Here is a 26092-nt window from a genome sequence, read left to right on the forward strand (position 1 = left end):
TAGATTTCCAAGTAAACTAGTTTAACACAAAGACCCGATTGTTTTTACAATTCTCTGATTATCCTGATAGGGCCATGACAAACAAAAAGCTCTTGAATTTTCCGCAAAGGAACAAATTCAAGAGCTTTTATCGTTCGGAATGAAGATTACATTTCATTTAAAACCTCTTTTACTCTAAGAAGCGCTGAGGCAATAACTTTATCCATATCATAATACTTATATTCGCCTAGACGTCCGCCGAATATGACGTGCTGCTCAGCATCAGCTAATTGTTTATATTTTGCATAGAGTATGCTATTTAGCTCGTCATTGATTGGATAGTACGGCTCATCTCCACGCTTCCATTCCACGCTATACTCACGGGTAATTAAGGTCTGTGGTTGAGTACCAAATTCAAAATGCTTATGCTCAATAATTCGCGTATACGGAGTTTCACGATCAGTATAATTTACTACAGCATTACCCTGGTAGTTATCGATTTCTAGCAATTCGTTATCAAAGGTTAAGCTGCGATAGGCCAAAACCCCATATCTGAAACTAAAGTAAGCATCAATCGGCCCGGTATAAACGATTTGTTTTGCAACATTATCCCAGTAGACCTTGTCAGCAAGATAGTCAGCTTCCAGCCTTACTTCAATACCTTCAATCATCTTTTCTACCATTGCTGTATATCCACCATTCGGAATACCCTGGTATGGATCATTGAAATAATTGTTATCATAGGTGAAGCGCACAGGCAATCTGCGTATAATAAATGCCGGAAGTTCGTGGCATGGACGACCCCACTGTTTTTCGGTATAACCGCGGATTAATGTTTCGTAAATATCGCTGCCAACCAGATTGATCGCTTGTTCCTCCAATGTACGGGGACTTTCCACATAACTGTCTCTGCGTTGCTGTTCAATTTTTTGTCTGGCTTCCTCCGGAGTGATCACTCCCCACATCTTGTTAAAGGTATTCATATTGAACGGCAAATTATAAAGCTCACCCTTGTAATTGGCTAATGGACTATTGGTAAATCGGTTAAACTCCGCGAACTGATTGACATATCGCCATATTTCCGTGTTGCTCGTATGAAAAATATGTGCGCCGTAGCGATGAACTTGAATATCCGCCACCTTTTCCGTATAGACATTACCACCGATATGATTACGTTTATCAAGGATCAAGCAGGTTTTCCCGGCTTTGTTAACTTCATGGGCGAATACCGCACCGTACAGTCCAGCTCCAACAATCAGGAAATCGTATTTCTTGTGCACAAACCCGCCTCCAAGTCAGTTAAAACCAACAACCTTTTGTGTAATTTTATACACCCCGACCGAGATGCTGCGTCCCATTCGTCCTGGCAGGCTTAATAGCCGGCCCATCATTCCGTAACGCAATTGATGATAAAGCTCCCGATCTGTTTCCTTAATGTAATTCCAGAACTCACGCTTCTTCTGCAAATGCTCCTTCGTTCCTCCACGAATCAGTAAGATCGTTGAAATCATCGTTACAATCTCAAGATGATGGAATAAGTATTTGCTCAGCTTGCCGCTTAAGTTGCTTTGCAGGCTCATCTGTTCAATCAATAGCCGGTTTACCTCCAATTGTTGATCAATGCGCTTAATCATGACCTTCTCATTGACCGATTGATCTGCGCGACCGATATAATATCTGTACAAATCCGTGTTTGAATAATAGATTTTATTCACATATGGCAAGGGGGCCGTTACATATAAGTTATCTACGTAAAAGGTATGCTTTGGCAGTACTAATCCACATTCCCTTAATATAGCTGTTCGATAGAGGAGTGAATGCATCATCAAATATTGGCCTTTACGGAAACGACCGATCTCGTCCCAGGTGAACACTATATTATCAGGCAGAACGTTATCGTATCTCATCACCTTCTTGAATCTTGCTCCCTCTTTGTCATAGACAAAGTTGCTGACTAGCAGATCAATAGTCTGATCCTCAGCCTCAAGCTGCTCCAGCGTGGCTACTATCTTCAGATAGGCCCGGATATCCACCCAATCATCGCTGTCCACTACCTTGAAATAGCGACCTGTCGCATGTCTGATTCCCGTATTGACCGCTTCACCGTGCCCTCCATTGGCCTGATGTATCGATTTGATGATGGAAGGGTACTTTGCTGCATAGCCGTTCGCAATCTCTCCAGTCTTGTCGCTTGAACCGTCATTTACTATCAGAATTTCTACGTTTTCCCCGCCAGGAAGTAGAGATTCTAAACAGTATCTCATATAATCTTGTGAGTTAAAGCAAGGAACGACGACTGATAATAGCTTCATGTTCACACAACCTTTACTTATGCTGTACTTGTTCTAAACTTAAAACTAGCGGCACTCCCAAAAAGGGAGCACCGCCAAATAAAAATATTCTTACATCGATCACTAACTACATCAGTAAAGCATCCTTAATAATTGGATACAATAACACATAGAATGCAACAGCTAAGATAACAATGATGATTCCTACTGCGCACCAAATGATAACCCTTCTCTTTTGGGTTAATTTTCTTCTTGCCTCGAAAGACTCATCGGTTTCTTTGACCACACGATAAATATTTCTGGCAATTAGAGCTAAGATCCCTAGAACCAGGACGTCCAGAACGATCAGAATAATCTTATAAACAGGGAAACCACTACTATATGTTCCTCCATTAGCAAGACCATTCATTGCCAAACTGTTAGCAATATTAAAGAGCGTATTCTTAGTAGAGCGTCGCAATTCAGCACGTGCCCAATCTTGCTTAGCATCGTTCAAAGGGATACCTGCCGTGGATAGGAACATATCTCCTCCGGCCGCCAGAAATTGATCTGCGTAATTAGCGGATTGACTACTCATATAATCCGAGATAATTACCCCGACAAATCCCCACTCTCCGCGAGTAACATTCGTGATCAGATTATAATGAGTCGTTGCTGGCGTATAACCAATTCGATTAAACGCCATCATAATTCCTCTTGCTCCGCCCTGCTTAACGTTTATTTCGAATGGCTTTAGATAAATTTCACGAATAGCTTGTTCATTGGACCAGGTTGCTACAGAGCCGTTTGCAGCACGATTCGTTTCCTGATCATTTAAAGCAAAGTGCTTAATATATACATACACACCTTTAGCTTGAACCGCTTTCGTGACATTTGTACTAATAAGTCCGGTCAGCACAGGATCTTCTGAGAAATATTCATAGTTTCTTCCTGAGAAAGGCGTTCTATGAATATTAATTGCAGGTGCATACCAGCCGCTTGTTTTGGTATTTAATGCATCTTCGCCGACAAGTCTTCCTTGTTCCTTGGCCAATTCAATATTCCATGTGGAAGCGACCATTGGACTTGTAGGGTAAGAGAACGAACCCTCTCCTGTAATCATGTTTGAGATACCTGCTGGTCCATCGTACTCGTAAGTTTTTGGTTTATTAATGCTTTCAATAGCCATCGTTCCGTACCCAGACTTGTTAAACAGCTTGTGCATATCACTTAATTTCATCGCATCGAGAATTTCATCCCATTTGGGATCGTTGTAATCGAGTCCAATCATATCAGCCAGATTAAAGGATGTTTTTTGATCATATTTGTACGCAGAGGCTGCAGGATAATTCCGCGAACTGATTGGAGGAGCACCTGAGGAATCATAGCCCTCTGCTTGCAAATTTTTAACCAATTCCTCACTGGCCAGAATTGTTTTCGCTGTTTTCTTGGCATCTGTTACATTGGATACACCTTCCATAACACCTGTTGCATAGGTAAGCCCGCTATTATCCATTTTGGACCAGTTGCTTCTTGAGAGGTACTCAAAATCAGCAGCTGCAGCGGTATCAAATTGATTTGTCACTTCTCTCTCAAATTCCACTTTGGACAATGCATTCACTTCCAATGAGCCTGCAAGGCTGGCATTACCGTCTGCTGTCATGCCATTTTCAACGGTATAGCCTTTCAGCGCCAAAATGTTATTTACTGCTGCATGAGCATTTTGAGCAGCTGTTAAATAATACCTCCCGGCATCTAAAATATAGCCCTTTTCATTAAGATAGTCATAAGAAGCCAGGTCTGCCTTGTTCACTTGAATTGTGAGAGTCTCACTTTCTCCTGGATTCAGTTCTTTTGTCTTTGCAAAGTTCACCAGATTGACCGATGCCTTTTCAACTCCACCAGGAACATAAGGGGTTTGAGCATAGAGCTGAACAACATCTTTCCCTGCCTGATCCCCAGTGTTCGTCACAGTTACATTTACCGTATAGTTATCGCCGTCTTCAGCAAGCTGATACCCGCCCCACTCAAAGCTGCTATAAGACAAACCATAGCCGAATGGATAAATGACGCTTTCTCCATAGTTATAATCTCCAGTATTTGGCGTCCCCATTACCTTGTCTTCATATCTGGTTTCATAATACCGGTAGCCTACATAAATTCCTTCACCATAATTCAGATAAGCGTTGCCTACTAATTCATTATTCGCATTCACATATCTGAAGTCACCGAAATTCTGCATTGAAGGAGCAGAGAAATTATCGTATACATAAGTATCTACCAGACGTCCAGAAGGGTTGGCTTCTCCCTTCAAAATTTCTCCGACGGCTTCAATACCGTTCTTTCCTGTGCCTCCATACCATAGAGCAGCATCAACTCCATACTCAGCCTGATCGACAAACCCGAGCTCCATAGCCCCCGCCGAATTTATTAATATAATGGTCTTCGAGAATTCTCCAGATTGTTCAATGGAAGCCAACAACTCTCTCTCTTCCTTGGACAATTGCAGATAATGCTCATCCGCCGCACCACCGAAGCGGGACATCTCGGTAGGCAGGTCTCCGCCTTCTCCGCCTTGTCTCGAAAACACAACGATCGCTGCATCATTGTAGTTCTTATAAGAGTTTTTCAGCTCAGCAGTAAATTCTGATTGAGGAACCTCGTCCAACTTCCAATCCCCTTGAGCATCTCCATTCCCCGGGCCAGTACCTTTACCATGTTCATGAGTAGAGTTTTGATAGAAGCTATGCAAGGTTTCATTTACTTCAAACCCGGCATTAACCAAGGAGCTGTATATTGTACTCGCTTCCCCAGAAACCGCTCCGGATCCGCTGCCGCTTGCCGAGCCGCTTGCCGATGCAATACCGAACAAGCTAACTTTGGACTTTTCAGTCAGAGGAAGGGCGGTATCGTTTTTAAGCATGACTACGCCTTCTCTTACAACTTGCTTGGCAAATTCCTCCTGAGTTTTTAATATCTCAGCTTTATCCTGATAATCACTTGTAAACAAGTTTTCCTGGCTCGAGGCATCATTTACGCCTTCACCGATTACACCTACAAATTCTTGTAAAGGTTTATCCCAATAAATAGCAACCATATTTGCTGCAACTGTACTTGCAAGCATGACTATCGTTAAGAATGCTGTAAAGATAATATGTCTTTTTCTTTTGTTTCCCATTAGTCAATTGACCTCCCAGTCAGATTTATTCATCCTCTGAGCTAACGCCCTCTTCATATACAAATGATGAAGCATCTTTATTTACAGTAACAATTACATTATCAGAATGACTGCTGCTTTGCAGATAGAAAGGGGTCGGGAATACACTCATTGGATCATGAGCTTCTTCCTCTTTTGGCACGACCTTATCTCCGGCAGAGGCCTTCCCGCTACTACTTGAGATATAACCACCTTCATCAATGGTTCCCCAATGTTCGTCGAAGACAACTTCTGTTGGAGGAGTTAGCGTTACTGTGTTGCCCACACTCGTATACTCGCCAGTAAATGTATATGTGATTTTAGGTGCTTTTTCATCTTGCACAGGATTTCCGGCTTCATCAAATTTTGTTACAAGCTTTGTATATTCATAGCCGCCCTCTTCATCCAGCTTCAATGTATTTTGTTGCGTCAATCCTGTCCCCGTAACAAATCCGTTATGCCAGCTATTTCCTGCTAACTCTTCTGCTCCAATAGACATACTATACGTACCAGCAACTTTACTTCCAGAGCCACAAGCTACTAAAATTGAGAATAAAGCTATAGCCATTGACATCAAAAGAATTTTTTTCAAAACATTTTTCTTTTTCATAGTTTTAAATCCCCTTGTTTTTTTATTTTAAATTAGATTGCACACGTTAGAATTGTTGCTATGTTACTTAAGCACCACCATTATTATACCGAGACGAGAAAATTCATTCTGTTGGTTCTTTTTTGAAAATGATCTTGAAGATTGGAAAAAACACCCAGAAAGAAATTGCGCTGTTGATAAGCATAGTAATAACATCCGCCGTTGTCTCTCCGGCACCGCCCATCCTCCATGTATTCATCAGCAAATTGTAAATCGGAGCTTTATACAAGCCCTGTGCGGCAGCTGCACCGATTGAAATCACGATATAAGCGATAACATACCAAAAAGCGGCTTGCCAAATGTTACTGTTCGATTTGAAGGTAATATTACGTTGCAGAAAGAAATTAATAATCTGCGCGATCCCAATTGCAATTTGTACGGCAATAAAGTAGGCAAGTCCGCCGCCTCCACCAGCCGACAATGCGCCTGCCGCATAATCGAATACATAATACGGAGTACCGTCAAAGTTGCTCCCCAGCTGTAGAATTTGAAAGCTTGTATCGACAAGTGCTGTTTTTGCGAACAGCGACTTAAACAGTGGCATCACGACAATTTGCAAAACCGTGACTCCGTTACTCAACAGAAAAAACATTAGAAACTGCGCAATGTTCGGGTGCTTCTCCGAATATCGGTTCCAGAAGCCGATTAATCCTCTTGATTGTTGTTTCATAAGCTGCTCTCCTTATTGTGATTTCGCCGCCTGCATCAGCTTTTTTCGTTCCTTCAACAAATGGCGCAACCCTTTAAAGAAGCTGCCGTTAACCACCATCAACATCCCATCCACCATAGGCATATTTACTAGGCCGCCGGTCATTCTCGCAATCCCTCGAAACGGCATATGATAAACGGACATCATGATCAGGTTAGCTGTGCTTCTCTTTCCGATTTTCCGCAAAAACCAATGAGCAAAGGTCATCGCATGAAAAGCAAATCGAGCAACCCAACCTTTAGCGTATTGACATTGTGCAATCGTATCATTATACCCGAGCGGTTGTGTGCGGTCCCAGGTTGCTTTAGGCACCGGATGACCCAGCAGTTGTTCAAATTCGGCTTGCGTGACGTTGCTTGCCTTGCCCGAATAATAGGACGGCAGCTTGGCACGCTCATACGGCAATGGCGCACCGCTGCCGTTAACATGCAGATTTGCTGCCAGTCGGATATCCATGCTGGATGCCCCGATCATGATGGCATAATCCGCTTCCTCCACTTCCCAACGATTCGTCTTGATATTAAAGTAGCGGAAGGCTTTATCATCGAATGGTATACGAACCATTTTGCTCTCGCCGGCCCGCAGAAACAGCTTGCTGAAGCCCTTCAATTCCTTGTCGGGACGGAAGATATTATCTGAATTGCAACCTATATATAACTGAGCAATCTCCATACCATCCATGGAGCCGCTATTGGTAATTGTGAACGTTGCTCCCGCGGAATCGACGAACAGATCGGAATAAGCAAATGAGGAGTAGCTTAATCCATAGCCGAACGGGTATAACACATCAACCCGGGCCTTGTCATAGTAACGATAGCCGAAAAATAAAGATTCCCGATATTCCACACTGACCTCTTTACCTGGAAAGTGGCTTGCTGCCGGTGTATCCTCGTAACGGAGCGGGTAGGTTTCTGCCAACTTGCCGGAAGGGTTCACCTGTCCTGTCAGTACTCGCAGAATCGCCTTCGCACCTGCTTGACCGCTGAGATAACCATGTACCAGGCCCTTTACTTGATGAATCCAAGGCATCTCAATAGCTGCCCCGCAGGATAGTACCGCGACGATATTCTGATTGACTTCGTGAAGCGCTGCAAGCAAAGCAACCTGATTGTCGGGAAGACGTATGCCCTGCCGGTCAAGCCCCTCTGCCTCTGTCACCTCATCTAATCCGATATAGAGCAGTACGATATCTGCCTGCTTGGCCAGTGCACACGCCCGGGATACCTTGCTGCGATTTCGCTTACCATAGCGCTCGAAGCCCGGCTCATAGCCGATGCTGTTGATGCCGAACTGCTCCAGCATTTGCAGAGTTTGATCCAGCTTGGTCGGATTAACAATCGATGACCCTGCCCCTTGATAACGAGCTTCCTTCGCAAAATCCCCGATCACAGCAACCTTCCTTGCGGATAGGAGCGGAAGAATGCCGTCTTCATTTTTCAAGAGCACAATCGACTCTTCCGCAGCCTGCTGAGCTGCGCTATGATGCTGCTCGATCGGAAGCTCTGTCTTGCCCTTGCCGTTGTCTGCTAATGCCTTCTCCGTGGTAAATACAAGCTGCAACAGACGGTCTACGCACTGATTAAGCACTTCCTCATCCAGCTTGCCGCTCTTCACAGCCTGAACGATTTCAGCATTGGTCTCACCTGCAGTTGTCGGCATTTCAAGCTCATTTCCCGCGACTAAGCCAGCAATACGATCGTTGCTGCCTCCCCAATCTGTCACGACCACCCCGTCGAACTCCCATTCCTTACGCAGAATATCCTGCATCAAATGCAGATTTTCATTGGTGTAGGTTCCGTTCAGCTTGTTGTAGGAGGACATGACCGTCTGCGGCTTGCCTTCCGTGATGGCGATTTCAAAGGCTGTCAAGTACATTTCCCGTAGTGTTCGTTCATCGACAATCGTGTCAATCGACATCCGGCGTTCTTCCTGATTATTAGCAGCAAAATGCTTGACACAAGCGGATACACCGTGCTCCTGAATTCCCCGAATATAGCTGGCGGACATTTTTCCTGCCAGATAAGGATCCTCGCTGAAGTACTCAAAATTTCTGCCGCATAACGGATCACGCTTCATATTGATGCCTGGCCCGAGCAGGACATGAACCTTCTGCGCTGCCGCTTCCTGACCCAGATGATGTCCGATCTGCTCGCCCAGCTCCGCGTTCCAGCTGTTAGCAACGGTAGCAGCCGTTGGGAAGCAGGTAGCAGGAAGACTTGGGTTCAACCCAAGATGATCTGCCGCTTCAGCTTGCTTGCGAATCCCATGCGGACCATCCGCAAGGAACATGCTTGGAATTCCTAACCGTTCGATATTCTGTGTTTGCCAGAAATCCTTGCCAGACATCAGCGAGGCTTTCTCTTCCAGTGTCATTTTGTCAATAAGATCTCTATATTTCATATCTCTTCTCCACTTAATCCTTAAGTTTAAAATAAAGCGCATTCATTTTGTCTCTGCCTATTCTACACTTACTCTTTATACAAAGCTTTCTTCATTGTTTCTTCCCCCTTCTGTTTTCTTACCGTCATTCTAGCACTCTTCTTTTTCGTGTTTGGAGAAGACGCATAAACTGTGCTTATTTCTGCATAAACTGTTCAGCATAAGTAGAGAATGCCCTTATATGAAAGCCTATAGGATTAATTCAAAGGCAATAAAGTCCGGTACACCCTTCCCTTGAAAATGGAAATAAAGAGCCTGCTTCCCATTTTCCAATCGAATATCCGCAGTGAAGGAAGACCTTTGCTTGGATGATACAACATCAATCACGGCCGCAGGTTCTTGCCCATTCAATGAAGTGGTGACTATGAACTGGCCTACAGCCTTCCCCCTTACCTCAACGGCGATCTTGGTCACACCCCGGATGTCAAAGTACTTGAAGCCCGCGATGGAACCGGAACGAAAATTGGCGATATATTGATTGGGTGAATGCTCCCGATCCTTGCCCTCCTGTGTGAAATACGGATGCTTCCGCAATTCCCATCTGCTGAAGAGCTTATCCACACGTGCAGTACCGCTCGCTTTCATAAGATTGCAGGCTATGTAAGTCTCATACCTTCCGTATCCAGACAGCGGCTTGCCATTAAGTCCACAGCTCGTCATTTCAACTTGTCTGATGGAGCCGTCTTCTTCAATAGTAATCGGTTCGGCACAGGCTTGCCGGGAATAAGAATGCCGATTCGTCTGCCGATGGTAGAACACATACCACTGACCATTGATCTCCACCATCCCACCGTGATTATTGCCGATATAATTCCGGGCATGTTCCTCCTCGTAAATACCGTTCAGGAACAAGTCTCCGTTGCTTACCAAAGTGCCTCCATACCGAAAATCCCCTGTCGGTCTGTTGCTTATGGCATAGCACAGTTCATGGTTATGGACGGAAGAGTAGACAAAATAGTATTGCTTACCGATTCTTCGAATGGAACTTGCTTCAAAAAACTCATGTCCTTCAAAGCCTGTTCCTTCAGCCTGTCCGACCTTTGGAATAATCAACTCCGGTCCGTACTTGATCGTCAGCATATCCGGTTCCAGCTCAAGCACATATCCGCCTTTCATGGAAAACTTCTTAAATCCTGTCACGATGGATGGCAATGCTTTCTTGGGGGCAAATCCAGTATATAAATAAACTCTTCCATCATCATCCATCAATACACCCGGATCGAAAGCAAATACATCTCCACTTGTCTCCCCCCATACTCTCCCATCCGCATAACGGATATGTCCATAGAATGCATACGGACCGGCAGGAGACTCGCTCACCGCCACCGACATGATCCCTAGAAAGTCAAAAGCATAGTACAGATAATAACGCCCATCCGTTCCTTCCGTCACATCCGGGGCAAACAGGTGATACCACCCGCGCCGATTGCTAGGGTCTTGATTCTTTCGGTAGATTACTCCTTCATATTTCCAATCCTTCAGGTTATCAACGGGGGCCGACCAACAAATATAATCATTAAGACAGAAATAACGTCCGTTAAAGCGATCATGGGACCCGTAAATATAGACCCTGTCCCCAAATACATATGGCTCCCCGTCTGGCACATACTCATAGCTGGGCAAAAAGGGATTCAACCCTTGTTTATTCATGTTCATGTCCTCCCGATAGCGTTCATTCAGTTCTATTCAACTCTTGCCCCATCCTATCTGATATTGATGAGAAGGTTATCGATGTTAAACTACAATTAAAAAGGGGATACCCGAAAGTAGTTTTCACCGACTTTTCGGAGCTCCCCTGCAATTAATTTACAACAGTGTGATAGGCAAACTATAGACTCGTGACTCGTGTCCATTAAAGCGTATCAAAGCTAGTTATTTATTTGCTTCAACGGAATTAATACCTTCAGCTCAAACCAGTTGTCCTGCTGGCTGACATTGACTACGCCGCCGTATTTCTCTACGGCATATCGGATGCTCTTTAGCCCATACCCATGATCGAATGTGTCCGGTTTGGTCGTCTTGGGTAAATCCCCGTTCAACTCCAGCTCTCCCTCGAAGTAATTCTCAAAGCGGATCATCGTAAAGCCTTTTTGCGCAAAGACAGATACATGAATTAATCGTTTCTCCGCTTCCTCCATACGCTGTTCATACTCAATAGCATTATCCAGCGCATTGCCGAATATCGTGCAGATATCGATAACATCAATACCGTTTAACAGACTGCCGTCAGCTACACAGGTCAGGGTAATCCCATGCTTGATGCAATACATATTCTTGCTGGCGAGCAGGGTATCGAGCACATGATTTCCGGTCTTGTTCTGAGCCTCGAAGTGCTTGATTTCGTCTTCCATCTTCTTAAGATAAGCATTCCGTTTATCGGCATCCTCTTCTGCTCGCACCGCAATAATCTGATTTTTCAAATCATGATATTTGAAGTTGATCAGCTCGATGCTCTCCTTCGATTGCTGATACTGGGAATACTGATGCTGAAGAATATTCTGTACCGCCTTCAGCTCATGTCTGACGCGAAGATCATTAAGCTGAATGTGATAGGCATAAAGAATGGCGAAGCCGCCTAAATCAACTAATGTCCGTATATTCAGAATCTCTTGTGCATATTGCCCACTAAACGGGGTCTGCATGTTAACAAAGCTCAGATTACTGATGCCAAATACCGCAGCCCCGATAAAAACGGTCGACCAAAGCTCACGCTGACGGATTACCAGTCTCCTTTCTTCTGGAATATGCTGTCTCTCCAGCAGCCAAATAATCAGGAAGAACCCACCATAAATCAATATCAATAACAGAGCTTCTTGCCAGAGCGGTACCGCTGCTCCTTGCCAGATAAATACATGCACCTGCCATTCCAGGGAAGCCACAAATTCCGCGGCAACAAAGGCCCTTACACTGAAATACCCTGCCTCTTGCGCACTGATGTCACAGCTTGCATAAATGAATAGGAACATCATGGCAATAGCGGTAATCATACATGGGATCCAAAAGTAAATCGGCAGCTCTTTCGTTAACAATAAAAAAACAGATTGAATTAGTAAAAAAACAACAGAGAACAACAGTAATCCTCTAAGCTTTAGGTGCTTCTTCAAGGGCAGGATGTACACGATGCAGGCCAGCCACTCTGCCAAAGCCGTGTACAAACGGGGGATATCCGGAAGTACGGTATTCATTTGATCACTTCTCCCCAATAGTTGGATAAAGCCTCCATGAACGCTTTGCGTTTGGGGCGGCTGATCAGCAAGGGCTTTCCTTTGACAATGGCAAACACATCATCCATCCCTTCCACATGCTCCAGGTTTATATAGTAGCCTTTATTGCCCCGGAAGAAGGGATACCCTGCAAGTTCATCCTCCAGTTCTTTCATCGTGCCAACGGTCTCCATCTCACCGGTCTTCGTTACAAATACCAGCTTGTGTCCCAGGCTCTCAATATAGTAAATATCCGAAATGCGAAACCGCTTGACCCCGCCTTTGATCTTAAGCGTAATATAATGTTCTTCCCGACGCTTCATCCGTTCAATTGCCCGGTTCAATCGCTGGGAGAACTGAAAATAGGAGATCGGCTTCAGCACGTAATCAAGCGCGTCAACTGCGTATCCCTTAATCGCGTACTGCGCCATATTGGTAATAAAAATGATGACCACCTCGGAGTCCATCTTTCTGATTTCCTCCGCTGCCGCCATGCCGTCCATAAAGCGCATCTGTACATCCATCAGAATAATATCGAATTGGGCCTTGAAATCCTCAACAAATTCATCGCCGTCCTCGTAGGTCGCCAGTTCCATAATTTCACCAGTCTCTTGCTCGAACTGGTTCAGAAACCCTATGAGTTGCTCTTTGTAATGAGCCTCATCCTCAACAATTGCAATCCGGATCATGTTGCCCCTCCTTACCCTTCATCAGGGAACAAAAATACCATGATTATAGCAAACAAAAGCACATCTTTCCACACGCACGATCTATATCTTTTTAAACTTATTTACATGGTCATGTAGACGATTTACGATTTCCTGATTATAGCTAACCTCCTCCGAGATGGTGGTCATAGATTCAAGTAAGCTCGATGTGCTTTCATTAGCATCAATCATTACATTTACCCCGTCCTCTACGGCCAGACTGATTCCCCGGATGCCTTCGGCCATATTGGTTGAGATGCTCCTTAATTCTTCTGATTGGCTCGTAAAGCGCGATAGCATTAGATTGATGTTCCCCACATCAGCCTTATAATTATTAGCCGTATCTACAAAGTTAGCGTAGTCATCCAGTACCCTGCCTGAGATATAAGACATAATCATATTGGCGTTATCAACAAGCTCCTTCACCGAATCTGTCACCAATGCGCTAATCGTCTGGATATCGCTCGCGGTATGTTTCGTATTTTCTGACAGTTTTCTGATTTCATCCGCTACAACGGCAAAGCCCTTTCCGGATTCTCCAACTCTTGCCGCCTCAATAGAAGCATTTAGAGCCAAGAGATTCGTTTGGGTGGAAATATCCAGGATATTCGAGGTGAGCTCGTTAATTTTCTCCACAGACCGGCTATTCAATATCGCAGTCGACATCGCTTGCTCAATATCCTCCACTACAGTTATCGTCTGCAGCTTGCTTTGGTTGGACTGTGAATGGATATGCTCGGCACGATCGAGAATATGGGCAACCTGATCATAATTGGCGCCGGCATCATCTGCAATAAGATTTGCTGCCGACAGAATGAGCTGGGCTCCATGATCGATGTCCTGAATGGTGCTGCTAATTTCCTCCATGCTTGCTGTCATTTCATTTAAACCTGCCGATATGGTTGTTGTAGCGTCTGTGGAAGCCAAAATATTGTTGCTAATGTTCTCAGCCGATTGATGAATTTGATTGGAACCCAGCTTTATAGAAAGCATGGCACTCTGCAATGTCTCCAAAAAACGATTCATTCCTTTAGCCATCCGCCCGATTTCATTCTCTGCATGATCCTCTAGTCTAACCGTCAGATCCCCCTCATTATGCTCCAGACTATGGATGATATGATCGAGACTTTTACTTGCTGTGTTAATTGGACGAATGATCGCTTTCAAGACGAACCTAAAGGCAACAACAACAGAAATTAAGAAAAGAACGGCCATGGCATAAATGATCATGGAGGACCTTGTTACTCTGGAATCAATGAGTGTTTTCTCATGAGCAATGCTACTGTCCAATACGGCTTGAAATTGAGCTTCCGCTTCCTGCATGGCTCCTGCGAGACGATCCAATTCGATGTAGCTCTCTTTCGCTGATGCCCCGCCCCCTTGAGCAACCTGATCCAGCATTAGAGCAGCCTGACTTAAATACGCTTCTATTGAATCCTGATAAGGCAGGTATGAAGCTCGGAGCGTGTCGTCCATTGCTTTTTTAGAGAACTCCTCTGTCACAGCGGCTATCGCATTGGCGCTGGCTATTGCCTGCTCAACAATCCTTTGCGTTGCTGATCCTTCTTCCTTCGCACTTTCGTCGCCCCAAAAGGCTGCCTGAACAGACAAATCAATCCGGCCTAAATCTTTAGCTAATTTCAACTGCTCATTCTCCAGAACCAGAAAAGAATTTGAAAATAAAGTGGCGGATAATTGCACTTGAGAATTGGTAATCCCGCTGATTAAGGTGTTTAAGACAAATAGGAATGTGAGGATAAAAAGCACAAGTTTGATCTGAAAAGAAATAGTTTTCCGCATGCACTAACGCTCCCTGATCGTTCTATTTGTATAAAAGCGCATTCATTCTTACTTAGGCGCTCTTACCCCATACTAAGAAAATGTAGCATAAAGCATTTCCTAAAATGGGCTGCTTGCTCAAACTGTATAAATTACTGCATAAACTGTCATTATGATTTAAGAAGCACTGAGCACAAAAAAACAGCAGTCAAATAGCTGATCTGCTGTTTATCCAAAGCGTTTATGATTTGAAGGAATCAGGATTTTTGACGCCGGCCAGAAAAGTATCCACCATGAGCCGAAAGGTAACGTCCAGCTCGAGCGGCAGTCCGAAGCCGCCCTGCTGTTCCAGCGTTACGAACCCATGCAGCAGACTGCGGATCGTCCGCACAGCATGAACGGCGCTGTCGCCGGCCAGTCCGTAACCGTCCATCGTCCGGTAAATTTGCTCCAGCACTCTTTCCCCGGCTTGCTCCAAGAGCTCGTCGCCGGGAGACGGCGCCGCTTGCAGCGCTTGGTATAAGCCGGGATGCGCACGGGCGAAGCCGAGGTACGCACGGCTGAATGCCCGGACTGCGTCATCGTCGGACAGTCCGGCGACCTCTCCCTCAAGCCGGACGGCGAGCTCTTCCAGGCCGCGATGCGCAAGCAAGCGGCGCAGCTCGGGCAGTCCGGCGACATGGTTGTACAGGGAGGGAGGACGGATCTTCAGCTTCTGAGCAAGCGTCGCCAGCGTCACCGCCTCGAAGCCCTCCGCATCGGCCAGCTCGGCGGCGGCGTTAAGCAAGGTAGGCAAATCAAGACCGATTCTCGGGGACATGAGGCTGTGCACTCCTTTGCTTTATGATCGCATGCTCCGCTTCAACGATGGCGCGGTCGAAGGCTTGCGAGGGATCGCTGAGCATACGGCCGTGCCCGACCGCGAGCAGCGACGGTTTCAGCGCTTGCAGCTTGCGGGCGCTGGCAAGCGCCTCTTCCTTGTTCCATGTCGCCATGGCCGGGAACGGGAACCATGGCTTGATCTGCCCCGACACGGCTACGCCGCCCCTGGTCTGCATGGCGTCTCCCGCGATCAGCGCATCGTTGCGCGTATCCAGAAAGGACATCGAGCCCGGTGTGTGTCCCGGTGTCGCGATGGTAAGCAGGGAGCCAACCCGGTCGCCGTCCCGCAGCAAAACTTCCGGCTCTGCGGCGATCTTGCCCGGCTTCGGCACGCCGCCTCGAATCTCTGTAGACGGCTCATGCGCGTCCAGGCTTCTGTCCCCGGCGAGCAGCCGGGCGTCACGCGCGGAGATGTGCAGCTTCGCAGCAGGCAGCGCCCGCTTCAGCGCATCCACCGCGCCGATATGGTCACTGTGCGCGTGAGTAAGCACGATTCGTACAACCGGTTTGCCGATGCGCGCAGCCGCCTCCAGAATATCCTTCGCGCTATAAGGTAGCGCCGCATCAATCAAAGTCAGGCCATCCTCTTCCTCCACCAAATAAGCATTCACCGGAAAGATGCGCGGCATCCATGTCAATTGCCATACCGTCTTTTCATGTATCACTCTCATATCGGGCTCTCCTTTCGCCAAAAACTAATGCTATTAGTTTTATAATAACTAATAGCATTAGTTTTTGCAAGCCCAATATTTAATGAGGCGCCTGTGCTGTCTTCCCGTGTGCTGCTTAGGCTTTTTTGCTGCAAAAGGCTACATAATAAAGATCCTTTCCCGCGGTGTTAAAAAAGCTGTACATCTTCTTGAATTGCTCCCGGTTCTCTTTCTTAAGTCCGTTCTTCGCAATCCGAAGCGTTCCAATCAGCCCTTCGTCCCGGATCATCCCTTTGATACTCATTAAGGACATCGGACCGCTTGTATTCTCCGCTCTCGCAAAGCCCCGAGAATACAACAGCGATTCCCACTGAGGAATCGGCATTGGCGATACATTCACATGGATGGTATGGCGAAGCTCCTCCAGCAAGCTTGTCATGTCCTCTTTGTAGAACGTAATATCATGAGTCAGCAGAACTCCGCCCGGCTTCAGCACTCTGAAATACTCCGCAACCGCTTTTTCCTTGGCTGCCTGATTGAGCATCGTCAGCATAGCTTCGTTAATGACCACATCAAAGCTCTCATCCTCGAACGGCAGCTTCATCGCATTGGCCTGACGCACTTCGATATAGCTCTCAACACCTGCTTTGTTAATATTTTTCCGGGCCTTCTCCAACGCTTTGGAATCCATATCCACGCCGATAATGGAGCACTGATATTCCTTCGCCAGCTGGATCGAGGTCGTACACATATTGCACGCCACCTCAAGCACTCGGGAATCCTTGCTCAACTTGGCTTGCTGGATTAACCATTCCGTAGCGACAGCACCTCCCGGACGCAGTCTTTTCTTTCCCAGCTTGGCAAGAAAATTATGGCCTACCTCTTCTTTTTTCATCCTTGCTCTCCTTCCCATGACCTTGGTCCGCTTCATGCATTGAATGATCTATAGAAGCTGATATAATGAAAATAAGCTATGAGAATGATTCTCATCAAAAGATTATAGCAGAGAGCGGTTCCGCGCTCTGTTGCCATAGCAACGGGAGGCTAAATAAATGCAGGATTATTTCGATAAAATCGGGAGCAGTCGTCTATTCAGCGGATTTTCAAGAGATGAAATGGTGCGGGCCTTAAGCTGTCTTGACGGAACCATCCGGCATTTGGACCGAAAGGAAATTCTGTTTCGAGAGGACGATCCCCTGGATTCGGTCGGCATTATACTTAACGGACAAGTCCTCCTCTGCAAGGAAAATGCTTACGGAGTACGGTTTATCTTCTCGGACCTGGGCGAGGGAGAGATTGTGGGCGAGACCGCACTTCGCCATTCCAGGGAGAGCAGCGGCTATGAAGCTATGGCGGGCACCGACAGCAGCCTTTTATTTTTAAAAATAAACAAGATTATCACTCCCGGACAGAATACCTGCTCCTTAAGAGGACGTATCATAGAAAATCTAATGGCCTTATTGCTGGACAACAATCGTTCCATGTATCAGAAGCTGGACCTCGTCTCCCATAAATCGCTCCGCGAGCGGATTCTGCATTATTTGGCGCTGCAATCCAAGAAGCACAATTCTTCTTCATTTGAAATCCCATTTTCCCGAAGTGACCTGGCGGATTATTTAAGTGTAGACCGCAGTGCATTATCGAGAGAGCTGCAGCGGATGGCCGAAGCGGGATTGATTCGTTTCTCTAAAAATTATTTTGAGCTGCTCGATCGAGAATTGATCCCCTAAGCAAAAGGCCCCCAATCCTACTAGATAGAGTAGTTTTGGAGACCTTTCCGCACCTATAAGCTTAAATGATTGCGGTATTACAGCTCTTGTCCGTTGGTTTCAATCACTTTTTGATACCAATGGAAGCTATCCTTCTTCGTTCTCTTCAATGTTCCGTTGCCATGGTTGTCCTTATCCACATGGATGAAGCCGTAGCGCTTGTCCATTTCACCGGTTGAACAGCTTACTACATCAATGATCCCCCAAGAGGTGTAGCCAACCAGCTCAACGCCGTCTGTGATGGCCTCCTGCATTTGTTGAATATGCTGACGCGTATACTCGATGCGATAATCGTCATGAATCTGGCCATCGGCCTCTACCACGTCGCGTGCTCCCAGACCATTTTCCGTAATCATAACAGGCAGCCGGTAGCGGTCGTAGACATGGTTCAGCGTGTAGCGAAGACCTTTCGGGTCAATCTGCCAATCCCATTCATTGACTTCCAGATAAGGATTCTTTGCTCCGCCCATAATGTTGCCTGAGGTCTGTGCTGTATCCGGGTCGGCGCTTTTACAGATCGTCATATAGTAGCTGAAGGTATAGAAGTCGCAAATACCTTCTTTCAGAATCGCCTTGTCCGCCTCGGTAATTTCTATTTGAATATCATTCTCCTCAAAATATCTCAGCGCATAGTAAGGATATTCCCCGCGGTGCATAACATCGCCGCAGAAGCAGTTTCTAATCAAATCTTCTCTCTGCGCAAGCAACACATCGTCCGGGTGGCAGGTATGCGGGTAAACCGTAATATGACAGATCATGGAGCCGAATTGGAATTCCGGATTGATCTTTTTACCGATAACTACCGCTTCTGCACTCGCTACCATTTGGTTGTGCAATGCTTGGTAACGCAGGTTCGGTTCATCTACCTGGTCCACGAAGTATTTAGTTCCCTCGTGAAGAATACCGCCATGATTCCAGTTGCCGAGCGGCACGGTCAGATCGTTGATTTCATTAAATGTAATCCAGTATTTCACGTCATTTTTATAACGAGTAAACAGGACCTTACACAGCTCCAAATATTGATCCAGTACTTTCCGTGAAGACCATCCGTTGCACTCCTCGACGAAATGGTAAGGCAGGTCATTATGGTAGACCGTAACCAATGGCTCGATATTGTATTTTTTCAGTTCCTGGAACACCTTGTCATAGAACTCCAGTCCTTTTTCATTCGGCGTATCCGAATTGCTGTCCGGGAAAATACGGGACCAGGCGATAGACAGGCGATACATTTTCAAGCCCATTTCGGCAAACAGGGCAATATCCTCTTTATAATGATGATAGAAGTCAATCGCTTCATGGGCAGGATAATATTCTCCCTCCACAATTCCTCGAGTAATCCGTCTTGGTTCTCCGAAGGATCCTTCTGTCATTACATCCGCGATGCTGATCCCCTTGCCGTCTACATCCCAGGCCCCTTCAATCTGGTTGGCAGCAGTTGCGCCTCCCCAGTAAAATCCTTCAGGAAAGTTTTTCAGTGTTCTCATGCTGTTCCACTCCTTAATTTATCTATATATTTTTAGTTGTCTTCTACCGGATTTTCTTCAAATCCAACGATAAACGTGGTGATAGCCGCCGTGATAAAGGCGATGACAAAGGCAGCAGCTACCAGCCAGACATTCCCCGGTTCCCCGATGAACATCGGCAGGGTCAGGAAGGACGGACCGCCCATGGCATAAGACTTGGCTCCAAAGAGTGCGGCAAACGATCCGCCGACCGCACCGCCGATTAAAGCGGCTAAGAACGGCTTTTTCAACCGTAAATTGACGCCGTATATCGCAGGCTCCGTGACACCGGACATCGCCGAGATTGTTGCAGACGCGGCAACGGTCTTCGTGTTCTTGTCCTTGGATTTCAGCCATACCCCGAATGCTGCACCGGCCTGGGCCATATTGGCACTGCCTGATACCGGGCTGATAAAGTTGTAGCCTACTCGGGAAATACCGTCGATCAGGACCGGCACCATCCCATGCTGCATCCCCGTCACGACTAACACGGAGTAAAGTGCGCCGTAAATCAAACCGGCGAAAATTCCGCCTTTATCAAACAGAATGCTGATAAATCCTGCGATATTATTGCCCAGGAACTGCGCAACAGGACCGATAGCAATCAGGGAGATCGGCGTCGCAATCAAAATAGTCACGGCCGGAACAATAATGATCTTCAGTGCAGAAGGCGTGAACCGGTCTACGAATCTCTCAATGTAAGACGCGAACCAAATCGTCAATACAATCGGCAATACGCTGCCGTTATATTTGATCAGGTTCATAGGAGCCCCAAGGAAATGCAACTGGGTTGTTCCCTCTGTCAGGAAATTCAAGAAGGTCGGATGAAGCATCGCTGCAGCTATGGCAACGGCTACATAAGTATTCATCTTGAAGATTTTAGCCGATGAAATCGCTAACAGAAACGGTAAAAAGGTAAATACGCCGTCACTGATTGTGTTGAGGATCAAATAAGTTTCACTTTGATTGCTGAGTACCTTGACCGAGACCAACAGGGCGAGGATCGCTTTGATCAAGCCGGCGCCGGCTAATGCAGGTACGATAGGGTTGAATATGCCCGCAATCGTGTTCATGACCTTCGTCAGCGTCTTTTCTTTCGGACGTTCTGTCTTTGTATCCGATTTCACCGGAGCTGCTGAAGAACCGCCATTTGCCGAGTCAGACGTATATTCTACAAATTCCTTGTACACGTTCGAGACATTGGGACCGATTACAATTTGGACTTGACTGCCATTCTTAATGACGCCCAATACACCCTTTATTTTTTCAAGCTCCGGTTTGTTGACCTTGCTCACATCGATGATCTCCAAGCGCAAGCGAGTCATACAATGTGTAGATTCTGCAATGTTGCTGCTGCCGCCGATATGATTCAGCACACTAGCGATTAAATCCTTATACATGTTCTCCCCCATTTCGAAGTTGTTGGTTCTGGTTCGTTACAGCCAAATTATAATACTAGTATTTTTTTTAGTCAATAGAATAATTTTCATTCAATAAAATATTTTCATTTGGAGATTTTTGAGAGAACAAGACCGAAAACCCGTGCCTCCCCCTTTATAAGTTGTTATATTTGTATTTTTTAGGTATTATTTAATAATGAAATATATTTTAGCGGAGGGGTATCGTGAAGATTACCAAAACGGATCGTGAAATATTGAACTCATACATACAAACCATGAAAGGAATGGGCGCTTTTTTAGGGAGCGGCTATGAACTGATCCTTTACAGCCTTGAGAATCAATCGATTATGATGATTGTTAACGGGGAGCATAGCTCCAGGAAAATCGGGGATTCCATTACGGATAAGGATCTGAATATTTTAGAAAAGGCAAAAAAAATGGAGGAAGGCAACCAACACCTCGTCTATTTCAGCAGAAATTCCTCTGGTGAGCCTATGAAATCAATGATCACGCCAATTGAAGGCTCCAATCATAAAATTATTGGGGTTCTTTGCATCAACTTTTATCTGAATACCTCGTTCGTAAAAGTCATGGGCACCTTCCTTCCGGAACATAACTCCTCACAGAAAGCGCCCGTCATCGACAGCTTTTCCGAGGATCCGCAATCGATCATCCTTCAATCGCTTCAGGAGGCCAAGGCACAGATCGAGAGCGACACCTCCATTCCAGCTACCGAGAAGAACAAAGCCATTATTGAACAGCTACTGGTCAACGGAATATTCCAGATCAAAAATTCTGTAGTTATTGTATCTGATTTACTATCTATTTCCAAAAACACGGTTTATCTTCACATCAGAAACTACAAAACCAAACAAAACAACTGAACAGCCAAAGAAGCCCTGCCGGAGGAACTCCAAAACAGGGCTTTCTCTATGATTACTGCTCCTAAAACGGTTACAAGTCTACGCGGATATAGCTGTCAGAGCCTTCGAGCACCACTTCTACCCCTTTAACGCTCACCAGTCCGTTAGGAACGATAACCGGGGTGATCGTCGGCAGACCTGCCTCACGGATCACAGCCATGTCAAATTCAATAAGCAACTGCCCTTCCTCAACCCGCTGACCATTCTCAATATGCAGCTTGAATCCTTCACCTTTCAAAGACACGGTATTCATGCCAATATGCATCAGAATCTGCACACCGCTATCATGCTCCAGCATAACTGCATGCTTACTCTTCTCCATCACATGTACTACCGTGCCGGAGAACGGCGATACCAGTCTGCCTGCGTCAGGCTCAACAGCAAACCCTTGTCCCATCGCCCCCTCCGAAAAAGCTTCATCGGGAACCTCAGACAGTGCCACAACAGTGCCGCTCAGCGGGGATTTTATGACCAATGAGGTTACAGCTGGCTTCTTTTCCTTGCGTTTAAAAAACATAGGCTTCCTCCCGGATGTCATTATAATGAATTGATAAGTTGCTTCAGTGGATCATAATTAAAATTATATCGATAGTATTTTTTTTAGTCAATATAATTTATTTCATTCCCATAGCGTACTTCTTCATCGTTTCGTAGCTCATTGCTCCCACAAATTTGTCCTTGATCACCCCGCCGGAATCCAGCAAATACGTTGTCGGGTACGCAGTAACTTGATATGCCTGCATAACGTCTCCCTTCGTATCGAACAGAATGGGAAACGTAAACTGCCCTTCGTCCACAAACTTGTGCACATCATTCTGATGATTTTCAATAGCCGTCATATTCACACCAAGAACCACTATATCTTGATGCTGATAGTCTTCATAAAATTTCTGCATATGAGGCATCTCCACTTGGCATGGGGGACACCAGGTGGCCCAAAAGTTAAGCATTACTCTTTTCCCCTTATAGTCAGATAGCTTTACAGGATTCCCTTGTAGATCGGCAAGCGTGAATTCCGGTGCCCTTTGTCCCTTCCGAACTCCTACTTCATTCGCTTCAAGCTCCGACACCTGTATCGCATCAGAAGGAGACTTTTTCAAATAATCATATGTGCCATATACAACAAGACCGATCAAGAAAAGTAGGGCTGCTATATTTTTCCTCATCCTATGTATCTCCCTTCATCAAAGAGTAATCCGCCAAAAATACTATTCCCGGAAACCTCCACCAGACCTTGCCTCATTCAACCAGTTCCATGCGGTTAGGGCTGTGGCAATAATTAAAAAATACAATTGCTGCTTGTTGAAGGACAAAAACAGGATCTCCCGATTCGGAACACAGAACCAGAGAATAACATGTCCAATCGATAGCCAGACAGCATAGGCAGGCCATTTTAATAGATTACTTTTACTTGAAAAGGCTAATTGTAGAAAAAGAAAACCTGCGGTTAATCCGGCGATTGCTGCATGGAACCAGACAGGCTCTACTCCGATGACAGCCGATAACATCTGATATGCGAACCATCCGGAACATAAAAATAAGGTCGCCATATCCAGCCATGATGGTAATAATCCCTTCATCTTCGCCGCTTTCTTCCAGATATAGAATACAGCAACTGAGCTTGCAATCCAGGCCCCGCGCCCTCCTCCGTCAAAGTAAAGCAGAACAGCAGGACGCTGCATGACCTCGACCGGATGTAAAAGTAAAAAACTCAGCTTCCACACTACAATCCACATCCAAGATGCGTTGGACATAACAGACAGAATGACGTGCCGCTCCGCCATATTTCGTAGACGATAGCGAAGCATCAGCCAGCCTGCTGCTCCAAAAGCCAAATATAATATCAGTTGTCCATTTAACACTAAAGAGCCTACTTGAATATTATTCAATTCCCCTCAACCCACCTTGATTAAGCGATTTGCCTGCTAAAATAAACTTTATTGCACTTATAGAAAAGGGAATACCACAGGTAAGGCATTCCCTTTCTTATGAGCTGCTATTTGATTTAAGGAGCCGCTTCACTCTTCTTTGGATAATGAAAACCGGTACACCTGTTCAATTTGTGCTATTTTATTCACCAATCAGGCCTAGAACCTTATTTTTTAGTATAGGCTTTTGATTGATGCCAATCAATTGATCGACTAGTCTTCCATCCTTAAAGATCAGCAGCGTAGGAATACTTCGAACACCAAACTGAGAAGCCAGTTCTGCATTTTCATCGACATTGACTGTAGCAATTGTAGCTTGCCCCTCCAGTTCACTTGCCAATTCGTGCACGATAGGAAGCTGAACCTTACATGGGCCGCACCAAGGAGCCCAAAAATCAACTAAGCTAACACCTGACTGGATAGAGCTTTGAAACGTTTCTTTCGTTAATGCTGCTGCACTCATTGCAATAACCTCCCTGAATTCATTCATAGTAATTTATTATTCAATTGAATAGTTGAATTATAGTGTGTTATTATTAACACGTCAAGCAAATACGGGAATATTGGGTCGATTAAATTTGAAATTTCCGCTTAATAGTTGTATAGTTCATGTTAAAATTCAATTATTCAATTGACTGAGATTAATCAAAAGAAAGGGGTTTACTGAAATGAACTGGAATGAAATAACTACCCTTGAGGAATGGAAAGATATCCTTGTGAAATCATCGGAGCGAGGACAGGTAATCCTTAAGCACAGCACAACCTGCCCGGTTAGCTCCAATGCGCTGCATGAATATGAACAATACCTGGAGTCTACTCCCAATGATCAGATAGATTATACGCTGGTTAAGGTCATTGAATCCCGCCCTGTATCCAATCAGATCGCAGAAGATTTAGGAGTAAAGCATGAATCACCTCAAATTATCTTCGTGAAAAATGGAGAAAAATACTGGACTGCTTCGCATTGGGCGGTTACAAAAGCACATATGACAGCGGTATTGAACTGACACTAAAAAAGGTAAACAGCATCACTCTTGAAAAGAATCGAGGTTAATGAACTACTATGGATGAGGCGCTGAATGAGGCCAAGGTATTCAAAGAAGATCTCTACAAACAACTATCGAGGATCGGAAAGTGCTTATCTAGCGATAAGCGGCTGGAGATTATGAATTTGTTGTCCCAAGGGTCAAAGAGTGTAGAAAAGCTTGCAGCATGCACAGCCATGAGCATCGCGAACGTATCTCGCCATCTCCAAGTCCTGCTTGATGCGAAGCTCGTGAAGTTCTCCAAAAAAGGAACCTATGCAATTTACTCATTAGCTGACCCCTCCATTGTCGACTTTCTTGCAGCCTTATGGCGAGTATGTGATAAGCAACTGCCCGATATCGGGAAACTAAAACAAGACTTTCTTGACAACCTCGATCATATTCAAACCTTGACGATGGATGAGGTACAAGAAAAGTTAAGCTCCGAATCCATTATTTTACTGGATTTGCGGCCTAAAGAAGAATATGAGTCAGGGCATATATCCGGTGCCATATCCGCTCCCATCGAAGATCTTGAGAACTTCATTCAAGAATTACCACAAAATTCGGAGGTTGTTGCTTACTGCCGAGGACCCTTATGCGTCTACTCAGCATTGGCTGCCCAGAAGCTGCAAGCTAACGGCTTTAATGCCTATCGGATGGAAGAGGGCTTGAATGAGTGGCAGCATCACTTCCAGTAATTCTGTTGAACTTACAAAAAAGCTCTTGAACCTCCCCTCAGGGAGCTCAAGAGCTTGCTTATGTTAAGGATGGTGCGGTCGAGAGGACTCGAACCTCCACGGGGGGTTAGCCCACACGGACCTGAACCGTGCGCGTCTGCCAATTCCGCCACGACCGCATTTTTTGTGATGCCGTTAATTTAGCGGCAACGAAGTAAATATTACCACGGATCCCGAAGCCAGTCAACAACACTTTTCGAAATCAGCCATACGGCGAGTTTTGTACGATCTTTCGCATAAAAAAGCGCTATATGAGCAGTAGATAGAAGAATTTGTATGTTTATTCGTACAAAGTTGGCGTATCCAAGCCGCGGTTAGAAGCTTTTATACGTTTATTCGTAT

The 26092-nt window shown here is 45.5% G+C and carries 23 protein-coding genes and 1 tRNA gene; 4 read left to right on the forward strand and 20 right to left on the reverse strand.

The features are described from left to right. Positions 1 to 146: 146 nt before the first annotated feature. The 13 genes from glf to KQJ23_RS06160 form a co-directional block, all read right to left on the reverse strand. Entirely contained in the window at positions 147 to 1259 is a 1113-nt protein-coding gene (gene glf / locus KQJ23_RS06100) for a UDP-galactopyranose mutase (protein WP_216477802.1), read from the reverse strand. Positions 1260 to 1274: 15 nt separating this feature from the next. After that, positions 1275 to 2291, reverse strand: a complete 1017-nt coding sequence (locus KQJ23_RS06105; protein WP_216477803.1) for a glycosyltransferase family 2 protein — start codon at positions 2289 to 2291, stop codon at positions 1275 to 1277. Positions 2292 to 2397: 106 nt separating this feature from the next. Next, the gene (locus KQJ23_RS06110; protein WP_216477804.1) at positions 2398 to 5427 is read right to left on the reverse strand and encodes a glycoside hydrolase family 3 N-terminal domain-containing protein; all 3030 of its coding nucleotides are present in this window, start codon (positions 5425 to 5427) and stop codon (positions 2398 to 2400) included. A 25-nt stretch (positions 5428 to 5452) separates the two neighbouring features. Then, positions 5453 to 6055, reverse strand: coding sequence for a hypothetical protein (locus tag KQJ23_RS06115; protein ID WP_216477805.1), 603 nt, complete (start codon positions 6053 to 6055; stop codon positions 5453 to 5455). A gap of 103 nt (positions 6056 to 6158) precedes the next feature. Beyond that, positions 6159 to 6764 carry a GtrA family protein gene (locus KQJ23_RS06120; protein ID WP_216477806.1) on the reverse strand — a complete coding sequence of 202 codons (606 nt, stop codon included), beginning with the start codon at positions 6762 to 6764 and terminating at the stop codon, positions 6159 to 6161. A 12-nt stretch (positions 6765 to 6776) separates the two neighbouring features. Further along, complete coding sequence (locus tag KQJ23_RS06125) at positions 6777 to 9203, reverse strand: beta-glucosidase family protein (RefSeq protein ID WP_216477807.1); 2427 nt, start codon at positions 9201 to 9203, stop codon at positions 6777 to 6779. A 228-nt stretch (positions 9204 to 9431) separates the two neighbouring features. Beyond that, complete coding sequence (locus KQJ23_RS06130; protein ID WP_216477808.1) at positions 9432 to 10892, reverse strand: family 43 glycosylhydrolase; 1461 nt, start codon at positions 10890 to 10892, stop codon at positions 9432 to 9434. Between the two features lie 218 nt (positions 10893 to 11110). After that, positions 11111 to 12427, reverse strand: coding sequence for an ATP-binding protein (locus tag KQJ23_RS06135; RefSeq protein WP_216477809.1), 1317 nt, complete (start codon positions 12425 to 12427; stop codon positions 11111 to 11113). After that, positions 12424 to 13134 carry a LytR/AlgR family response regulator transcription factor gene (locus tag KQJ23_RS06140; RefSeq protein ID WP_216477810.1) on the reverse strand — a complete coding sequence of 237 codons (711 nt, stop codon included), beginning with the start codon at positions 13132 to 13134 and terminating at the stop codon, positions 12424 to 12426. The genes KQJ23_RS06135 and KQJ23_RS06140 overlap by 4 nt, the downstream gene beginning before the upstream one ends. Positions 13135 to 13215: 81 nt before the next feature. After that, positions 13216 to 14796 (reverse strand): methyl-accepting chemotaxis protein, encoded by a 1581-nt coding sequence (locus KQJ23_RS06145; RefSeq protein ID WP_216477811.1) that lies wholly within the window; start codon positions 14794 to 14796, stop codon positions 13216 to 13218. A 376-nt stretch (positions 14797 to 15172) separates the two neighbouring features. After that, on the reverse strand, positions 15173 to 15751 hold the full coding sequence (locus KQJ23_RS06150; RefSeq protein WP_216477813.1) for a TetR/AcrR family transcriptional regulator: 579 nt from the start codon (positions 15749 to 15751) through the stop codon (positions 15173 to 15175). Beyond that, positions 15729 to 16484, reverse strand: a complete 756-nt coding sequence (locus KQJ23_RS06155; RefSeq protein ID WP_216477815.1) for an MBL fold metallo-hydrolase — start codon at positions 16482 to 16484, stop codon at positions 15729 to 15731. The genes KQJ23_RS06150 and KQJ23_RS06155 overlap by 23 nt, the downstream gene beginning before the upstream one ends. Before the next feature lie 115 nt (positions 16485 to 16599). Continuing rightward, entirely contained in the window at positions 16600 to 17358 is a 759-nt protein-coding gene (locus KQJ23_RS06160; RefSeq protein ID WP_216477816.1) for a class I SAM-dependent methyltransferase, read from the reverse strand. Between the two features lie 157 nt (positions 17359 to 17515). On the opposite strand from KQJ23_RS06160, the gene KQJ23_RS06165 reads away from it, so the two are divergent. Then, positions 17516 to 18193 (forward strand): Crp/Fnr family transcriptional regulator, encoded by a 678-nt coding sequence (locus KQJ23_RS06165; protein WP_216477818.1) that lies wholly within the window; start codon positions 17516 to 17518, stop codon positions 18191 to 18193. Positions 18194 to 18270: 77 nt separating this feature from the next. Here KQJ23_RS06165 and KQJ23_RS06170 read toward each other — a convergent pair whose 3' ends face one another. Then, positions 18271 to 19716 (reverse strand): glycoside hydrolase family 1 protein, encoded by a 1446-nt coding sequence (locus KQJ23_RS06170; RefSeq protein WP_216477819.1) that lies wholly within the window; start codon positions 19714 to 19716, stop codon positions 18271 to 18273. A 32-nt stretch (positions 19717 to 19748) separates the two neighbouring features. After that, a complete protein-coding gene (locus KQJ23_RS06175; RefSeq protein WP_216477820.1) occupies positions 19749 to 21134 on the reverse strand; it encodes a PTS transporter subunit EIIC in 1386 nt (461 codons plus the stop codon). Positions 21135 to 21358: 224 nt separating this feature from the next. On the opposite strand from KQJ23_RS06175, the gene KQJ23_RS06180 reads away from it, so the two are divergent. Continuing rightward, positions 21359 to 22018, forward strand: coding sequence for a helix-turn-helix transcriptional regulator (locus KQJ23_RS06180; protein WP_216477821.1), 660 nt, complete (start codon positions 21359 to 21361; stop codon positions 22016 to 22018). 70 nt (positions 22019 to 22088) lie between these two features. On the opposite strand, the gene KQJ23_RS06185 is transcribed toward KQJ23_RS06180, so the two are convergent. From KQJ23_RS06185 to trxA, 4 genes are all read right to left on the reverse strand, one after another. Next, positions 22089 to 22574, reverse strand: coding sequence for a PTS sugar transporter subunit IIA (locus KQJ23_RS06185; RefSeq protein WP_216477823.1), 486 nt, complete (start codon positions 22572 to 22574; stop codon positions 22089 to 22091). Positions 22575 to 22671: 97 nt separating this feature from the next. Further along, complete coding sequence (locus KQJ23_RS06190) at positions 22672 to 23223, reverse strand: peroxiredoxin family protein (protein ID WP_216477825.1); 552 nt, start codon at positions 23221 to 23223, stop codon at positions 22672 to 22674. A gap of 42 nt (positions 23224 to 23265) precedes the next feature. Then, positions 23266 to 23946, reverse strand: a complete 681-nt coding sequence (locus tag KQJ23_RS06195; RefSeq protein WP_216477827.1) for a hypothetical protein — start codon at positions 23944 to 23946, stop codon at positions 23266 to 23268. Positions 23947 to 24127: 181 nt separating this feature from the next. Next, a complete protein-coding gene (trxA, locus tag KQJ23_RS06200) occupies positions 24128 to 24475 on the reverse strand; it encodes a thioredoxin (protein ID WP_346779353.1) in 348 nt (115 codons plus the stop codon). A 178-nt stretch (positions 24476 to 24653) separates the two neighbouring features. Here trxA and ytxJ point away from each other — a divergent pair, with 178 nt between their 5' ends. Together ytxJ and KQJ23_RS06210 are read left to right on the forward strand one after the other, a co-directional pair. Next, complete coding sequence (ytxJ, locus tag KQJ23_RS06205) at positions 24654 to 24992, forward strand: bacillithiol system redox-active protein YtxJ (protein ID WP_216477830.1); 339 nt, start codon at positions 24654 to 24656, stop codon at positions 24990 to 24992. 56 nt (positions 24993 to 25048) lie between these two features. Continuing rightward, complete coding sequence (locus KQJ23_RS06210; protein WP_216477832.1) at positions 25049 to 25711, forward strand: ArsR/SmtB family transcription factor; 663 nt, start codon at positions 25049 to 25051, stop codon at positions 25709 to 25711. 70 nt (positions 25712 to 25781) lie between these two features. Here KQJ23_RS06210 and KQJ23_RS06215 read toward each other — a convergent pair. Continuing rightward, a tRNA-Leu gene (locus KQJ23_RS06215) sits at positions 25782 to 25869 on the reverse strand. Between the last annotated feature and the right edge of the window lie 223 nt (positions 25870 to 26092).

Source organism: Paenibacillus brevis, from assembly GCF_018919145.1.
GTDB classification, from domain to species: domain Bacteria; phylum Bacillota; class Bacilli; order Paenibacillales; family Paenibacillaceae; genus Fontibacillus; species Fontibacillus brevis.

Excerpts from the sequence above, each read along its gene's own strand:
- KQJ23_RS06105 (WP_216477803.1), bottom strand. The coding sequence starts at position 2,291 with ATGAAGCTATTATCAGTCGTCGTTCCTTGCTTTAACTCACAAGATTAT.
- KQJ23_RS06110 (WP_216477804.1), bottom strand. The coding sequence starts at position 5,427 with ATGGGAAACAAAAGAAAAAGACATATTATCTTTACAGCATTCTTAACG.
- KQJ23_RS06115 (WP_216477805.1), bottom strand. The coding sequence starts at position 6,055 with ATGAAAAAGAAAAATGTTTTGAAAAAAATTCTTTTGATGTCAATGGCT.
- KQJ23_RS06120 (WP_216477806.1), bottom strand. The coding sequence starts at position 6,764 with ATGAAACAACAATCAAGAGGATTAATCGGCTTCTGGAACCGATATTCG.
- KQJ23_RS06125 (WP_216477807.1), bottom strand. The coding sequence starts at position 9,203 with ATGAAATATAGAGATCTTATTGACAAAATGACACTGGAAGAGAAAGCC.
- KQJ23_RS06130 (WP_216477808.1), bottom strand. The coding sequence starts at position 10,892 with ATGAATAAACAAGGGTTGAATCCCTTTTTGCCCAGCTATGAGTATGTG.
- KQJ23_RS06135 (WP_216477809.1), bottom strand. The coding sequence starts at position 12,427 with ATGAATACCGTACTTCCGGATATCCCCCGTTTGTACACGGCTTTGGCA.
- KQJ23_RS06140 (WP_216477810.1), bottom strand. The coding sequence starts at position 13,134 with ATGATCCGGATTGCAATTGTTGAGGATGAGGCTCATTACAAAGAGCAA.
- KQJ23_RS06150 (WP_216477813.1), bottom strand. The coding sequence starts at position 15,751 with ATGTCCCCGAGAATCGGTCTTGATTTGCCTACCTTGCTTAACGCCGCC.
- KQJ23_RS06155 (WP_216477815.1), bottom strand. The coding sequence starts at position 16,484 with ATGAGAGTGATACATGAAAAGACGGTATGGCAATTGACATGGATGCCG.
- KQJ23_RS06160 (WP_216477816.1), bottom strand. The coding sequence starts at position 17,358 with ATGAAAAAAGAAGAGGTAGGCCATAATTTTCTTGCCAAGCTGGGAAAG.
- KQJ23_RS06165 (WP_216477818.1), top strand. The coding sequence starts at position 17,516 with ATGCAGGATTATTTCGATAAAATCGGGAGCAGTCGTCTATTCAGCGGA.
- KQJ23_RS06170 (WP_216477819.1), bottom strand. The coding sequence starts at position 19,716 with ATGAGAACACTGAAAAACTTTCCTGAAGGATTTTACTGGGGAGGCGCA.
- KQJ23_RS06175 (WP_216477820.1), bottom strand. The coding sequence starts at position 21,134 with ATGTATAAGGATTTAATCGCTAGTGTGCTGAATCATATCGGCGGCAGC.
- KQJ23_RS06185 (WP_216477823.1), bottom strand. The coding sequence starts at position 22,574 with ATGTTTTTTAAACGCAAGGAAAAGAAGCCAGCTGTAACCTCATTGGTC.
- KQJ23_RS06190 (WP_216477825.1), bottom strand. The coding sequence starts at position 23,223 with ATGAGGAAAAATATAGCAGCCCTACTTTTCTTGATCGGTCTTGTTGTA.
- trxA (WP_346779353.1), bottom strand. The coding sequence starts at position 24,475 with ATGAATGAATTCAGGGAGGTTATTGCAATGAGTGCAGCAGCATTAACG.
- ytxJ (WP_216477830.1), top strand. The coding sequence starts at position 24,654 with ATGAACTGGAATGAAATAACTACCCTTGAGGAATGGAAAGATATCCTT.
- KQJ23_RS06210 (WP_216477832.1), top strand. The coding sequence starts at position 25,049 with ATGGATGAGGCGCTGAATGAGGCCAAGGTATTCAAAGAAGATCTCTAC.